Source organism: Bythopirellula superficialaquae (assembly GCF_059632245.1).
This window is the reverse complement of sequence record NZ_CP197426.1, coordinates 4,349,420-4,363,984: the sequence shown is the minus strand read 5'-3', so window position 1 is coordinate 4,363,984 and position 14,565 is coordinate 4,349,420. Positions and strand designations below refer to the sequence as shown.

11 protein-coding genes and 1 tRNA gene are annotated in these 14,565 nt (G+C 54.3%); 4 read left to right on the top strand and 8 right to left on the bottom strand.

Annotation, left to right across the window (positions count from 1 at the left end; genetic code table 11):
• Positions 1 to 159 precede the first annotated feature (159 nt).
• From SH678x_RS18040 to mch, 3 genes are all read right to left on the bottom strand, one after another.
• Positions 160 to 2,211 (bottom strand): SHD1 domain-containing protein, encoded by a 2,052-nt coding sequence (locus SH678x_RS18040; protein ID WP_496919845.1) that lies wholly within the window; start codon positions 2,209 to 2,211, stop codon positions 160 to 162.
• 76 nt (positions 2,212 to 2,287) lie between these two features.
• Positions 2,288 to 3,169, bottom strand: a complete 882-nt coding sequence (locus SH678x_RS18035; RefSeq protein WP_496919844.1) for an ATP-grasp domain-containing protein — start codon at positions 3,167 to 3,169, stop codon at positions 2,288 to 2,290.
• Entirely contained in the window at positions 3,159 to 4,112 is a 954-nt protein-coding gene (gene mch, locus SH678x_RS18030) for a methenyltetrahydromethanopterin cyclohydrolase (RefSeq protein ID WP_496919843.1), read from the bottom strand. The genes SH678x_RS18035 and mch overlap by 11 nt, the downstream gene beginning before the upstream one ends.
• 856 nt (positions 4,113 to 4,968) lie before the next feature.
• Between mch and SH678x_RS18025 the strand changes: the two genes are divergently transcribed.
• Entirely contained in the window at positions 4,969 to 5,697 is a 729-nt protein-coding gene (locus SH678x_RS18025; RefSeq protein WP_496919842.1) for a PEP-CTERM sorting domain-containing protein, read from the top strand.
• Positions 5,698 to 5,734: 37 nt separating this feature from the next.
• On the opposite strand, the gene SH678x_RS18020 is transcribed toward SH678x_RS18025, so the two are convergent.
• From SH678x_RS18020 to SH678x_RS18005, 4 genes are all read right to left on the bottom strand, one after another.
• A complete protein-coding gene (locus tag SH678x_RS18020) occupies positions 5,735 to 7,495 on the bottom strand; it encodes a TIGR03545 family protein (RefSeq protein ID WP_496919841.1) in 1,761 nt (586 codons plus the stop codon).
• Positions 7,492 to 8,007, bottom strand: a complete 516-nt coding sequence (locus SH678x_RS18015) for a TIGR03546 family protein (protein WP_496919840.1) — start codon at positions 8,005 to 8,007, stop codon at positions 7,492 to 7,494. Before SH678x_RS18015 ends, SH678x_RS18020 begins: the two co-directional genes overlap by 4 nt.
• Before the next feature lie 472 nt (positions 8,008 to 8,479).
• Positions 8,480 to 9,415, bottom strand: coding sequence for a hypothetical protein (locus SH678x_RS18010; RefSeq protein WP_496919839.1), 936 nt, complete (start codon positions 9,413 to 9,415; stop codon positions 8,480 to 8,482).
• 116 nt (positions 9,416 to 9,531) lie between these two features.
• Positions 9,532 to 10,680, bottom strand: a complete 1,149-nt coding sequence (locus tag SH678x_RS18005) for an aldo/keto reductase (protein WP_496919838.1) — start codon at positions 10,678 to 10,680, stop codon at positions 9,532 to 9,534.
• A gap of 162 nt (positions 10,681 to 10,842) precedes the next feature.
• Here SH678x_RS18005 and SH678x_RS18000 point away from each other — a divergent pair.
• A tRNA-Met gene (locus SH678x_RS18000) sits at positions 10,843 to 10,916 on the top strand.
• An 8-nt stretch (positions 10,917 to 10,924) separates the two neighbouring features.
• Here the strand turns inward: SH678x_RS18000 and SH678x_RS17995 are convergent.
• Complete coding sequence (locus SH678x_RS17995) at positions 10,925 to 12,589, bottom strand: M14 family zinc carboxypeptidase (RefSeq protein WP_496919837.1); 1,665 nt, start codon at positions 12,587 to 12,589, stop codon at positions 10,925 to 10,927.
• A gap of 223 nt (positions 12,590 to 12,812) precedes the next feature.
• Here SH678x_RS17995 and SH678x_RS17990 point away from each other — a divergent pair, with 223 nt between their 5' ends.
• Together SH678x_RS17990 and amrB are read left to right on the top strand one after the other, a co-directional pair.
• Positions 12,813 to 13,235 carry a secondary thiamine-phosphate synthase enzyme YjbQ gene (locus tag SH678x_RS17990; protein ID WP_496919836.1) on the top strand — a complete coding sequence of 141 codons (423 nt, stop codon included), beginning with the start codon at positions 12,813 to 12,815 and terminating at the stop codon, positions 13,233 to 13,235.
• Between the two features lie 6 nt (positions 13,236 to 13,241).
• Positions 13,242 to 14,549, top strand: a complete 1,308-nt coding sequence (gene amrB / locus SH678x_RS17985; RefSeq protein ID WP_496919835.1) for an AmmeMemoRadiSam system protein B — start codon at positions 13,242 to 13,244, stop codon at positions 14,547 to 14,549.
• Positions 14,550 to 14,565 lie beyond the last annotated feature (16 nt).

Genomic DNA, 14,565 nt, shown 5'->3' with positions numbered 1-14,565 from the left:
CGTACCTGGAAGTGAGTGCCTCCATTGTAGACTGCACGGAATCCGTTTGCAGAGTATTCGCCTGAAATGGGGCGATCTTGCCAGAATTCGAACCAAAGCTTTCCCGGCGATTTCAGTGCAATTTCGCTTGAAGGTCAGTTTGGTAGTTACCAGCCGATGCTAAAAACCCGGCATGAGCCTGGAACTCCCCAACGGTTCACTAAACTCGGGTTTCACCACATAGGAAGGCAAACGCCCCGCAAAATTCTCGGCCCGTGGCTTCATGATCCGCTCGATGGCAGCTTGAATGGATTCGCCCCTCTCCATCCTGATATGATGAGGGGCCGAATGAACGGCGTTCCTTTTCCAGATTGTCACGCCATCTTGTTGCAGTTCGAGATCGTAAACACGATTGGTGACGCTCACGGTTTCGCCAGGATCACGCCCAAATCTTCCAAACAGGTGATATCGGACCTGCTGCGTTTCACCGTGCGTCATCCGAGCCACGATTTTTAACTGCTGGTTTTCGGCGACTTTCATTTCCGCGTTCTCTAGTGCCGTGCGAAGTGCATTTTTAACATCCTCGGCAAGGAAACTGTCTTCGGGGATTTGTACGTCGATCGAGACAGAGGCACCTGGCTTGACGATCAAGAGTTCTTCACTGTCGAGACCTTTGATGGCGCTTTCCGCCTCAGGCGGTGGCAGTTCCAAGGGGGTGAGAATCTGGCTCTTGTTTTGATGATTGCCCACGAGGATCCAATGTGTTTTTCCAAAAGTGTGCGAAGCAACTCGCGGAGGCATTTCGAATTTCCAGGCAATGACCCGTAAGGGCACATTAATTAGCATGCCCGTATCCGTCAGCAGATAGTCCTCGTCGATCCAGTTGACTTCTTGAACCCATGCCTTTTCGTCGTACGGAAACGAGCGTGTATGTTCACCCGTCGTGACATCAACGATGTCAATAAAGCCGTTCGCTGCGGAAGCCAATTGACGCCCAGAAGGTGAAAATCCCAAGGCGGCACGTGTGTAGTCCTCCGAGCCGAGCAGCGCCAGAAATTCGCCCGATGCCGCATCGTAAAATTGAACGCCAGAACTGGTGGGTACGACCAAATATTTGTGTCCCGGCGACAGCGTGGGAATACCGCCCTGGTCGATCAACAATTCATACTTCGCCTTGGCTTTTTCCATATCCCAAAGAAGTAATTGACCTTCCTTGTTAACGGTAAAGAAGTGTTTGTCATCAAGCCACTCGGCCCACGAAGGGTCGGCATTGGGCCAGGCGTTCATCACATAGGGAGAAAATCCAATCAAATGCTCAATCTTCGAGCCGTTAAGTTCCCAGAAGTGAATCAGCCCATCTTCTTTGTCTGGGTGGTCGCCCGGAAGAGTTGCAACCCTTTTGCCACTGGGAGACATGGCTAAACGACTTGTCCCTCGCGGTGCGGGGCCGCTTGTCACCGCGCGGCGCTTTTGCATGTCGACCAACTCAACCCGAGGGAACGCCTCGTCGTCATGATTATTTGCATAGACGATCAGCGCGACGGGCTCGCCATTGGGTGAAATCTCGAAGTCGCTGGGATTCTCAAAGAAATCTTGCGTCCCCGGCAGTCGAATACTCCGCGGTTGCCAGCTTAACTTGAGGTCAGGGGCGGGATCCGCGGCAATACGGTCCTTGCCCCGACCATCGGCCACCAGTCGATCCATGTCGTCGTAATCGGGCCGAACAGTCTTGAGTGTGCTCTCCGGCCCGGCAGGCTTAATCAAGACGGGTTCCTGATTCGTGCCTGGATATCGCAAGTCCTCAACGTCGACCGTCCAGTTCATGTCCGATTCACCGTCAATACGCACTTTAACGTCATTCCATTTGTAGTCGATTTCCGTGACTGTCCCCAATTGCCACTTGCCGAAATGCTCGGCTTCCACGCGATCTCCGATTTGCAACCCACTTGGTCCTGCAGTGGCTGCTGCAGGTGGTGCAGGTTCACTCGCTGGCTTTTCGGCGGCTTGTTGAATGTATTTTTGATCGGCTTTGCTCAGCTTAGTGACGGCAATGCGGCTGATATCCCCATTAGGACGTTCGAGTCGAACCTGCCCATCGACGACGTCGATAAACTTCGCACGAATTTCGTGCTTGCCGCTGGCATCGGTCCATATTCTTGCTTCTTGGCCCTGGGCAATATCAGCAAGGCAGAGACCGCATAGGCAAGCCGCTAGTAATCGAAACGTATGCAAAGATTGGGCCCGCCATACGAGAGGAGTGAAGTATCCATCCGTTATAGTCCAAGAAAAATCAAGCTTCAATAATATCTCACTGATTGCCACGCGATAAAAACCCCAGCACCTTCGCCGCGACGTCGACGCCGGTGACTTCGGCGAGCGCACGCCACCCGGGGACGGCGTTCACTTCAATCGCCAGCAACCGGCCATCTCGGGCGGGGAGCAAATCCACTCCCGCCAGCGGAGCACCAACCGCGTTGGCGGCACGATGGGCGAGCTCCGCCAGTTCGCTTGTTACTTTCAGCGGTTCGCCAATCGCACCCCGGCTAATGTTGGTCCGCCAATCTGTGGGATGACGGCGTTTCATCCCCAACACTTCGTCGCCAATGACCAGCAGTCGCAGGTCGCAACCTTCGTGTTCGACAAACTCTTGCAAGTAAAACACGGAGCCAACTTGCTCGAGTGCGTTGAAAGTACGCAAGGCAATCGCATGATCGCTGATCCGCACGATGCCGCGGCCTTCGCTGCCGAATAGTGGTTTGAGGACAACATCACAGTTAAGGGATTCAAACGCCGCGAGCGCTTGATCGACCGTCTGACAGGCAATCGTTTGGGGTACGGGCAATCCCGCCGCAACAAGTCGCGTCGTGGCCAAGTACTTGTCGACCGCCACTTCGATTGCTCGGGGTGGATTGACGATCTGCACGCCGGAAGCAGCAAGGTTCGCCAGCGCGTCCATGCGGAAGATCACTTGCTCCAAACTGCCCGGTGGCATCGATCGAACCAGCACAGCATCGAGTTCGTTGAGTGATACGTCACCTGCATGAACTGTCGTAGCGAGCCTAACCGTCGAAGCCAGTTGCTGGTATCGAATCGGGATAATCTCGTGCTTCGCACCCGCCGCGCGAGTGAGGTCGTTTGTGTACCAACTGCCAGCGTTTCCAAGAATGGCGATGCGCATATCAACTGCCATCAAAGGAACGTGTTAGCATTTCGGGGTTCACTTCACCGAAACGAAAACTATTGCCGGTGTCGATGTTTACCAACTCGATTGCTGCGGGACTAAACAGCAGCGGATCGATCCGGTAAAAGTCGTTGTTGTAATGGGCCATGATTTCCGCAAAAGGTCGGCCGTAGTCGCTCGACGCGGCGCTCGGAACCTTGGGGCCAATCTCACGGAGCGATTCGTCGTCGCCCGTCACTTCCAGCACGACTTCGCCACCATACAAAATCGCGTCGTTCGTGCGACCGATCGCGTCGTTCGTGCGACCGATCGCGGCGAAGTCATCTTTGGCGAGCGGCGGCAACGGTGCCGTACCGCGTCCCGTCACGATTCGTGTGAGGTCAAACTCCAAGGCGTGTAACTTGTGCAAAGCGGTCTCGACGCTGCGGGCAACGATCTGCACCGTCCCACACAGCGAATGCGTGGGAGCGACCAATAATGCCAATTGCTCGGGTTCGATGCCACACTTCTCGGCGATCTCGCGGCACACGTCGTCGGGCGGAAACTTGCTCGCTTCCAACACGCCGACGCACTCGGTGGCTGTTTCGCGATGGCCGATGTCGTTGAATAAGGCCTCGCGCCCGGCGGCGGCTCGCATTGGCCCGGAACCCATGGCGAAGAATTTTTCTCCCTTGAGTTCCCACCCCGCGTATTGCGAAGCGAGGCACGCTTGCACGGGATGCCTGGTTTCGACCCGCACCGTGGGCCAGGGTTGCGTCGAATCATCAATCACAACGTTCGCCAAATCGGCAAGACAAACTTGCGCGAGATGGATCGCCGCCAGGCGGTTGCCCGGCGCGTTAATGCCAAAGTCCACGAGCGTCGTACCACACGCGACGGTCTCCACACGAATGTCAAAGACATCGGTGCGATGAACAATCGCGCGGACCAACTCCGCGGTGCGTGAATTCAAGTGAATCGTTTCATTTTCTCCCATGTTGGCAGGATAACGGACGGATCATGTTTTCGGTAGCCGCAGGTTTCGGATCAAGACGTCCAACTTGTCCAGCTCTTCCAACTTGTCGGGGTTTATTTTGATTTTGTCAGTGGTTCGTATTTAAGTCATTCTGAGGTGCCAGTAATAATTTTGTAGTACGAGCCGAAGAATCTAGCCTCCACCTTCACACGGTTTGTGCATGTGTTAGGTGTAGGCCGGAACAAGCGGTGCGCAGTTCCGGCATGGCTTACCAAACACGTGTTCTGTGCCGGAACTGCGCGGAGCTTGTTCCGGCCTACGAAAACATCTTTTCAGGTTTGCGAGCTTTGTCAGGTTTGCTTGGTTTGCAACCTCTTCCCACGGCAAACCTGATTTTTCGCGCGTGCGCCGGGGTCCCAACTTTCGTGACGAAACTCCTGGGTTTTGTCACTTGGCGATTTCACAAGTGCTGAACGTTCAAGCTCTTGCGAAATTCGCACGTTCCAAAACGAGTCGACTTTTGGACGAAACGCACAAAAAGTCTGTTCCAAAACTCAGTCAACGGTTTCAATTGTCAAAGAACACGGGCCGCTCGCAGCGAGCGTGTATTTTAACCAATTGCGGTGGCCAAATCTTCTGAAATCTTTGGCCACTTGAAAGGAGAGTTTTCACGCGGAGACGCGGAGGACGCGGAGATTTTTGGCCAGGTAGAACTGATTTTTAAAGCGTGCCACCAAGTATTCCGCACCTTTTTGAAACTTGCTCATTGAAATTGACCAAATCCTGCCATTGGCGATAAGTTTGGTCTGAGCAACTCGGTTCATATACAACAGCGCTAATAGGTTCTCAGCTTATGAAATACTTCCTGCCCTTAGTCATCTTAACATCTGCGTCTATATGCACAGGTTCTACTGTAACTCTTGATGACTTCAGCTTCATTGAAGCGACCGGAGCCTTTGGCCCTCTTATTAGCGCTAATAATACTGCAGCCCACTTTCCATCAAATCAAAGCATCATCGGGAATCAACGTTATGATGGCAGCATCGCGCGTGCAGAGGTCAACTACGAGGCAATCGATTACAATAACTCGGCGACCTTCAATTTTGATATCGATTTGCTGGGTACGCATATCGGGCCACTTCACTATTCGACTGCACAAGCATTTGTTTCACTCAGTATTCAACTGAATGAACCGATGGCCTATACCATAGAAGGAGCCTTAAACTGCAGCACTGACCTCTCTGGGACTAGGTTTTATGGCAACTGGGTTCTCTTCGATAATTACTCCCCCAATTACTATTATCAAAAAGAATACTGGGCTTTTGACTCGGCTATATTAGAAGCGAACGATCTTCCCGATCCTTCGGCACCGGGATTCCCTACCCAGACAACAGGAGTTCTCCCTGCCTCGACTTACTTCTTCTATTTTATCGCTAAGTTGGACACCACATACGCACCTGGTGCAACAGCGAGTATAACGGGCTTTACGAACCTAACGCTGACCAGATTAGTTCCGGAGCCTAGCGGAATAGTGGCGGTTCTCATCGCCTTCGGTGTTGCTTTTAACTTGCGCCGCGTCTAAGTCCGAACATCTTGCCGTAATTTTTTAGCAAGTCTGTTTACTTCCGCAGCAAACTTCCACCAAGTGAGCCGAGTTGCGGCACGGGGAGGCGCGTGTCGCCGGTGCTGAACGTGGCGAGCGATTCGAACAGTTTTTGATTCTCGCCGAGCTTGGCTGTGAGGTCGTCTTGCAGTTTGGTTTTGGTTGATTCGAGCTTCGCGAGTTGCTCGGTCATTTGGGCCGAGACGTTGGCGAGCATCGTTTCACTCTTCTTGCTGGCGAGATTGATAACGGCCGTGCTGATGCCATCGGCGAGTTGTTGGCCGACTGGTGAGCTGAGTTTGATCTGGGGCCGTTTGAGCGTGCCGGCGAGTTGAATCTCGGCCGAGACGCCGTCGATCTTGCCGAAGGCTTCGGACAACGCCGCCATGAGTGTTTGGCTGCTGTTGGGATTGGTCAGCGGAGAGACGCGGAAATTGGGTTGTGTGAACGAGATTTCGCCGGAGAGATCATCGCCGGTGAGAACTAGCTCCACGCGGATGTTCGCGGTGCTGGGCGAAAGCTCGAGTGCGAGCTTGTCGGACTTGCCCAAGGTTTGGCCTGCGATGGGAATCGCCGTGCAGGTGAGGAACAATTCTTCGCGAGGCACGTCGCCACGCCGGTCGGAAACGACTTCCAAGGTCGCGGGGACAACGCCCGTCGCCATGAGTTGCAATTTCGCGGGCTCGGCAAGCAGGCGAGGTTGATCACTCACGTGGGTGAGCGAACCAACGAACTGCATCGGCTCGCCCGAAATCGGAGCGATGAGCGAGAGGCCCAAGCGTTCGATGTGGAACTTGGGCTGCGCGATTCCAAAGGTGACGTCGGTGCCGCGGCTGCGCTGTTTGGCAATTTGCTTGGTCGAGTTCGTGGGGAGTCGCTTGCGGGCCCACACGATCCAATCGATCGCCGACTGGGTCCCTTCGGCGACCGGCTGACCAAGCAGCACTTGCGTGAGATTATCGCCATCGAGGCGGCCGAATTTGAGATGTTCTTTGATAAAAGCTTCGTCGGCCTTACGGGCAGCGGTCAAGGCTTGGCGATCGGCTTTCACTTGTTCGGGGAGCTTTTTGATTTGTTCTTGGATCGAAACCAATTCGAGCTGTACGAATTTGAGCTGTGCTTGAAGTTGCGGGAGTTTTTCGACGCCACGCAACGGATTGCTTTTGACTTCGCGGAACTCGGCTTCGAGTTGCTTGCCGCGAGTTTTGAGTTCTTCCACACGCTTGCGCAAGGCATCGCCTTGACCCTGCCAGCCGTTTTCGAGGGCCCGCGCGACTTGCGGTGTTTGCAATTGGTCGGTGAAGTCGGCATCGAGCCGTTCGCTGGCCGCATCGAACCAATCGCCTGCCCACTGGGCTCCCTGAGCAATCAGCGGATCGAGGGCCGAAGGTTCAGTGTTTTCATCAATCACGATTTCCAGCGCGCCCGATTCGGTCCGCTCGGTGTTGAATTCAATACCGGAGATTTCGCCATTCTTGATGACCACGCGCTTGTGAAAGAGCGCGTTCATGTCGAGTTGCAACTCGGCATGCTCGGCATCGAGCAAATTGCTCATAGGGGATTGCGGATTGGCAACTTGGAGGTCACGCAACACAACGCGGCCACTCCAAAGCGATGTTTCCACCGACGCGAGTTCGACCTTGGCGCCGGTGGCGGATTCGCCGCTGGTTACGATCAGAGAGTGCAGCAGCGGATCGAGTCCAAATCGCACGCTGGCCACGCAAGCGAGCAGCAAGATCAAACGGGGAACGAGATATTTCCAACGGATGAAGTTCAACTTTCCATCCCCCATTGCGTTCCGAGTTCGGCGCCACGAATCCAGCGCACCGCTTTGTACCGCAACAGCCAAGCACTGAGCGGAGCTTGCACCTTGACGGCAAAGCGATAGGACACCACGTATACTGGATAAATCAGATACAAGCCGATCAGGAGTTGGCCGAGCACTACGGTGTTATTAAGTCCCAACAGCGGACTGATGGCCGCTTGGTAGAGTTCTGTATGCAATGTGCGAAACGATTCCGAAGCGATCACCGCCGAACCGATGCGATGGGCGAATGAATCGAGAAACAAACCGAGGTAGGTGAATACGCCGATGCCCATCAATCCCGCGGGTTTGTTGACGCGCAAGCCGAACAGCAGCATGCCGAGCAGAATGGCGGTGAGGTTGCCCTTGGGAACCAAACCGATCAGCATGCCGATCACGAAGCCCCAAGCAACTTGGCGCGGCGAATCATTGGCGATCAGCGCTTGAGCGAACTGGCGGACCGGTCGCAAGGCGAAGGAAAACATGGTGAGTCTCACAAACGTTAAAGTGAGAAAAATCGGAGCATCGAGAAAAGTATCGGCATTGCCGACAAGGCCCCTGGAGAATGATGCATTGCTGGCAAGGCACGAATGGGCGCAAAATCTGCGCGGGAACTTAAGCTAGTTAAGATGGCCGGACTTTGCGGGCCCAGAGTGCTGGCAATTCTCTGATTTACAACCTACGCCATGCTTATTGTAGGCGTGGGGTGCAAAGGAGGGCGTGGGTCAAATCCAGCAAACGCTACGGAGGCCAAGTGCCCTGGGTTTTGCATGCCCTTTCGACGCTGGTGGTGCGCCGTCGGGAGCTAAGTAAGGTGTTCCTATTCGCGTCAATCTTTAAGTCCGTAGCCGGAACCTCGGTAGCTAGATCGTGTATGTCCGGTCGTAGCATACTACATCTAGCTAGATAGCATAGATCGCGGAATCATGATCGCAGCGCCCAGCCTCGCAGTCCTGCCTAATCCAAAGCAGCTTTAGCCGCCTTACTGACAAGTTCATTGTCGTCGTGGCTCAATTTTTCCAGAACATTAGGGTCTCGGAAATCTCGGTTCTGCCGCATTGTCTCGGCAACGTATAGACGCGCCCACCACTGCCCATGCTCTGATAACTGGGAAAGCTGTTTCATGGCTTGCTGCACAGCGCCAAAAAACCGTTGGTCGAAGTTATGCTTTTTAAGCCAAATTGCGTGGGTGATTGTGTGCTCTGCTAGAAGTAATTCGTTCTTCTGCTCAGACTGTATCGTTGGTGAGGAGTTGCCGCCTTCAACCCTCATCTCTTGCGGTAAACTCTCTTGCCAACCAGGACGCTTTTCATCCATTTGCTTGCGAAGAGCTTCTATCTTACTATTCAAACGACTATTTGTTCCAGCATTAACAAAAACAAGAAAAGCCCGATCCGGTGATTTCTCAAAGAGGTACTGGACGAGGGCCGGAGGGACATCATTTTTCCGGGCATAGTCCCTGTAGTCTTTATAGGGGTCTACTTCATCATGCCCTCGGAACCAATCACTTACAAACGATTGCACCTGCACATCTTCGTCGTTTAGATAAGGCGCAAATTCTGGGATTACAACTCTGGGCGGTAAGTCAAGCAACTGCAAGATCAACAAAGTCTTAAGCGGTTGTTCCTCTTCGAGGCCAGATGCGTAGGGGATCAGTTGACGAGCAATCTCGCGTTCGTCAAAAGAGTCTTTCAGGTCTTTAATTTCTCGCCTGGCTTCCATGTTATCACCCGGCGGAGAACCGGGGGAGTTGCTCAAAGCGGCGAGAATCTTGTCAAACCGCTCTTGAATTGCTGGCTTCGGTTGAATTGATGTTTTCTCTACGCCGGGCTCTTGAGCTATGCAAGCGATTTGGGCTGTAAAGACTGCGATAAGAATTAGTGTATGTCTCATTTCACCGCTCTAGCAGGGGGATTACATTTGACCAATGAACCTTCAAAAACTACTTGGCTACAACGGACGCTTGGATCTTGGATTTTCCCAGTTGTCGGGTCTTCATGATTATCCTTTTAACTGGCTTGTGGGGTTGGAGCGTTAGGAGCAATCAGCTTTTCAGCTTTGAGTTTCGCCCAAAATTCGTTGGGAATCGCGATGCTCATCGACTCGACGTTGGCCTTCGCTTGTGCGGCATTGCGTGCTCCGGGGATGACGGCAGAAACAATCGGCGGTGCGGCGGCAAATTGCAAAGCTGCCGTGCGGATGTCGATGCCATGCTCGGCTGCGATCTCGCTGATGCGCTGACGTTTAGCAGGTGCCCAATCAGGGATCGTGCCGCCGTAGTGATAGCGCTCGCGGCCTGCCAGATAGCCGGCGTTAAGCGGCGCACCAACGACGACCGAAACATCGTGCTCAGCAAGTTTGGGAAACGTATTGTCGAGCGCTTCCTGATGATCGAGGAGCGAGTACTGGGTTGCTAACAGAAAGATGTCGGGATCGGCGACTTCAACGGTTCGCAGCGCCGGCTCGGGGCGGTTCACTCCCAAGCCCCAGGCCTTGATGAGGCCTTCTTCGCGCATGCGTGTGAGTTCGGGCATCGCGCCTTTGGCGGCGACTTCGAAGTGCTTGACCCACTCGTCCTTCATGTCGCCGTTGTCGGGCGAAAGGTCGTGAATGAAGACGATATCGATTTGCGATACACCCAGCCGGTTCAAACTGTCTTCGATGGATCGTCGTGCGCCGTCGGCGGTGTAATCGTAGCGAAACTCGAACGGTGAAGGATCTTTCCAAAGAGTTTCCGTGTTGGGGGTGTTCGTCGCGGTGAAGATTCGTCCGATCTTTGTCGAGAGGACATAGTCCTTCGGATCGTGATTATGCAGAAAATGTCCGACGCGGCGTTCGCTCAGTCCGAACCCATAAAACGGAGACGTGTCGATATAGCGGACGCCTGCATTCCAAGAAGCTTGCAGCGCGGCTTGGGCCGTTTCATCGCTCACTGGTTCAAAACCATTGCCGATCGCGACTCCACCTAAGCCGAAGCGATAAGGTGGTCGATAGTGTTTGCCCTCGGGAGCATTCGTGGGAAGTGGTTTGCCGGTGGGTTTGCCTTCGGTGGCCATAATGGAACCCGGCCCCGGTGATTGAGCAAAGAGGGAATTGCTTGCCAGGACAGCCGTGCCCGCGGCAACCGTTGAAAGGAATGAGCGTCGCGAAGAATTCATGGTGCGATCTCCGAAAGAAATTTTGCGAAACCGGCTATACGTTCAAAATAACTCAGGGGTTCTCTGGTGGCTTTTTGCGTGATTGCGACCCCCTTTACCTTGGAGAGTTTACGAACGATAATCGAGAACTTCAAATCGCTGGATCGGCAACGATCAACATGCGGCGGCGTAGCTCAGTTGGTTAGAGCAGCGGAATCATAATCCGCGTGTCGGGGGTTCGAATCCCTCCGCCGCTACTTTCTTTTTAGCGCCGCTTCAATAAGAGCGGTATAGCAAACAGCAAGAGCGTCGTAGCAGCCGGTTCGGGCACGCTCAATGAATTCGCCACCAAGCTGCTGCTAACTTGGCGCTGCCAGACAAGAAAATCGCGGCCATCGACGTCGCCATCTCCGTCGGCATCGCCCATGTAGTGTTCGGCGCCGGTCGTCATGCCGTAACTTTGCTGCCACGCGATGAGATCGCCTTGATCGACGTCGCCATCTTCATCGAAATCACCTTCGAGTGGATTGTCGACGCGAATCCAGGCTTCGTACATCGCGAGCCCGGCGTTCTTGCCGAGGTCTTGGTAATAGGAAATTGGTCGCGAAATGCCGAATTGATTTTCAAGCGTTACCGACATCTGGGCATTGAGACCATAAACAGTGTTCCAGGCCAACCCCGTCAGGTTAGCACTGGTAGGCCCGGTCGTCGATTCAACCTCGAGGATGTTGGTTTGTAGTTCGCGATAAGCTTGCCACCATTCGTTGTCGGAATAGCCGGCCCGAATGTAGGCCCAATCGTCGCGAAACTGGCCGGCGTAACCGGGAAGGGGGCTTTCGGATCCCTGGCCATTGGGACCGACAATCTGATAGTCAGGGACGGACGAATGAAAATCGACAAACAAATCGATGGAGGAGCCCGGCGTAGAGTCGGCATCGAGTCGCATCGCTTCGCCGTTGATTTTTTGCTCGGTGCGAAGCGGGCTGTCCCAGTTGTTGCCACTTGCGGTACCCGGCCGCCAAAAACTGTTCGGGTCGTTCGTAGGACGTTGCAACATCGCTCGCGTCAGACCGGCGGCACGGCCGGAAGCATTCAAGGTAGGATACGCGAAAAACTCAGCTTGATCGCGGAGTGCCGCGGCGCGCGGGTCGTCGGAGATCAACCAATCGACGAGACCTTCGTAGGTGTAGATGCCAAGAGTTTCGCTGGCGTGCTGGCCGGTCGCAAACATGGCTTTGTATTTGGGAGTCGCCGAGTCCGTGGCGGGATTGGTGATGCGATAGGCATAAAGATCGCGTGCGGGTTGAGCGCGGCCGAGGTCGTCGGTGCCTGCCGGTGCTTGGCCGATTACGCCATTGGCATTTCCCGAGGAAGTGGGCTCGGCCCAAGGCGAAGCTAACACGGTTTGTGTATGCGTCGTGCTCCTGCTGTAGGTATAAGGAAAGGCATACGCCACGTAGACTTCATCTTGCGTGAAGGGGGCATTTAGCGTGAAGGTGTAGCGATCGTTGGCGGGATTGGCGTTGGCGGTGCTGAGGGTGTTGTTCGCGCGAGGAAAATACTGCCAATTTTCTCCGTCATAGGAATAGACCATTTCGTGGTCGTAGAGCTCGTGATCGGTTTCAATATTAACATTGTCGCAACAAGTGCCATCGCCGCCGAATTCGCCGTTGACCGAGAACGTCAAATTTTGATTGAGTACGCCATTGGCTTTGAAATAGAGCCAACGCCAATGATCGTCACCTAAATTAAAACCACCGCCGGCGAACGTATCACGGCCCACGATGTTGACGGTATTGCCAACAACCGAATAGCTCTTGAGTGAGCCGGCATCGATATTGCCCGTCAGCGTAACCGCGGCTTGGGCAGGAGCAATAAATACGGCAATGATAAACACGGTCGAGACGACCCGTGTGAGGCGCGACGGCATGGCAGCATCAACTTATGGTGGTCAGCAAGTTTGCGGAGGCTTCATTCGGCTCTAATTACTGTTGTCGTTGATGGCGGTGAATAACACAAATCCTAGTGCGCAAAACCGCTAAAGAGCTGCGCAGAGAGCCTCGATTCGCGTCTGACCCAAGAGGTGGCGTCGTTCGTCCCGCTGACAATTCCTTCTTCTTCAAGCACAATGGTGCTTAGAGGAGCTTTCGGCGATGAAAACATTGACGCAAGAATTGTGGATGAATGTCCCCGAGCGACGGGCCATTGTTTCGATCCACGACGACGTTGAACGATTGGTCGCCGAGAGCGGCGTGCAAGAAGGGCTCGTGCTGGTGAACGCCATGCACATCACCGCGAGTGTCTTCATCAACGACAATGAAAGCGGCTTGCATCGCGACTACGACAAATGGCTGGAAGAGCTTGCCCCGTTCGATCCGTCGCCGCAGCGGTATCACCACAATCGCACGGGGGAAGATAACGCCGATGCCCACCACAAACGCCAGATCATGGGCCGCGAGGTGGTGGTGGCGATCACGAATGGCCGGCTGCATCTTGGCCCGTGGGAGCACATCTTCTACTATGAATTTGATGGCCGTCGCAAGAAACGGATTCTCGTAAAGATCCTCGGTGAGTAACGCTCTGTGAATGCAATTCCCGCCAAGCCTCGCATTCGTCCCCTTGAAATGTTTCCGCATGGGTCGGACGGCGACTATGTGTTGCGTGATCCGAGTGGCTTGGCCAGAACGGTGGTGTTGCCACCTGCGGCGGCGATTTTGGTGTCGTTGATGAATGGGCGGCGAACCCATGACGAAATCCGGGCGGAGTTTCAGCGGACTGTTGAGCAAAGAATCGACGTGGCCGAAATCGAGAAACTGGTCGCGCAGCTGGATGAACTCTATTTTCTCGACAGCCTGCGCTTCGCGACTTACGAGATGCGCTCCGAGGAAGATTACCTCGAGCTTGCCGTGCGGCCCGCCGCGCATGCTGGGGGTGCTTATTTCGGTGGACCATTAGAATTAAAAGAACAACTGGGCGATCTTTTCACCCGTGAGGGAGGGCCGGGGCTGTTGCCGTGGGAAGGTCTCAAAGGCTCCTCCCCTAGCCCCTCCTCGGCCATGACTCCAACATTAGGGCAAGGAGGGGGATTAGTCGACGAGTCAAAACTCTGCGGCGTGATGAGCCCTCATATCGATTTCCATCGCGGCGGTTCCAGTTTTGCGTGGGCTTATGACCGCGTTGTGACCGACTCGCCTGCCAAATTGTTTGTGATTTTGGGAACGGCCCACACACCACTAAAAAGTTTTTATAGTGTTTCGCAAAAGGATTTTGACACGCCGTTGGGCACGGCCGTGACGGACCGCCAATTCATTGACGCTTTGGCCAAGCGGTTAGGCAATCCCGACAAGATTTTTCGCGACGAACTACCCCATCGGCATGAGCACTCCATCGAGTTTCAAGCTCTCATGCTGCAATATGTGCTCGGTGGACGCCGGGACTATAAGATCGTGCCGATTCTGGTGGGTTCGTTTCATCCCTTTGTGCAACATGGCAAGTTGCCTAAGGAATCGCCCGTCGTGGCGGAGTTTATCGAAGCATTGCGAGAGACTGCAACTGCGACGGGTGAAGACGTTTGTTTCGTCGGCGGCGTCGACATGGCCCACATCGGCCAGCAGTTTGGCGATCCTGAGTTGCTCGATGATAAGCGGCTCAAGTCGCAGTGGACCGACGATCAGAACTTGTTGGTCAAAGCGTGTGCGGGCGACGCCCAAGCGTGGTTTGAGCACGTATCTGAACAAGGGGATGCCAATCGCATCTGCGGGCTCGCACCGATGTACACGCTGTTAGAAACTGTTAAACCGAAACGTGGCGAACTTTTGAAATACGACCAAGCCGTGGCCGAGGATCGCACGTCGTGCGTGAGTTTTGCCAGCGTGGCGTTTTATGAGTAGACGCTTGTGGCCGCTT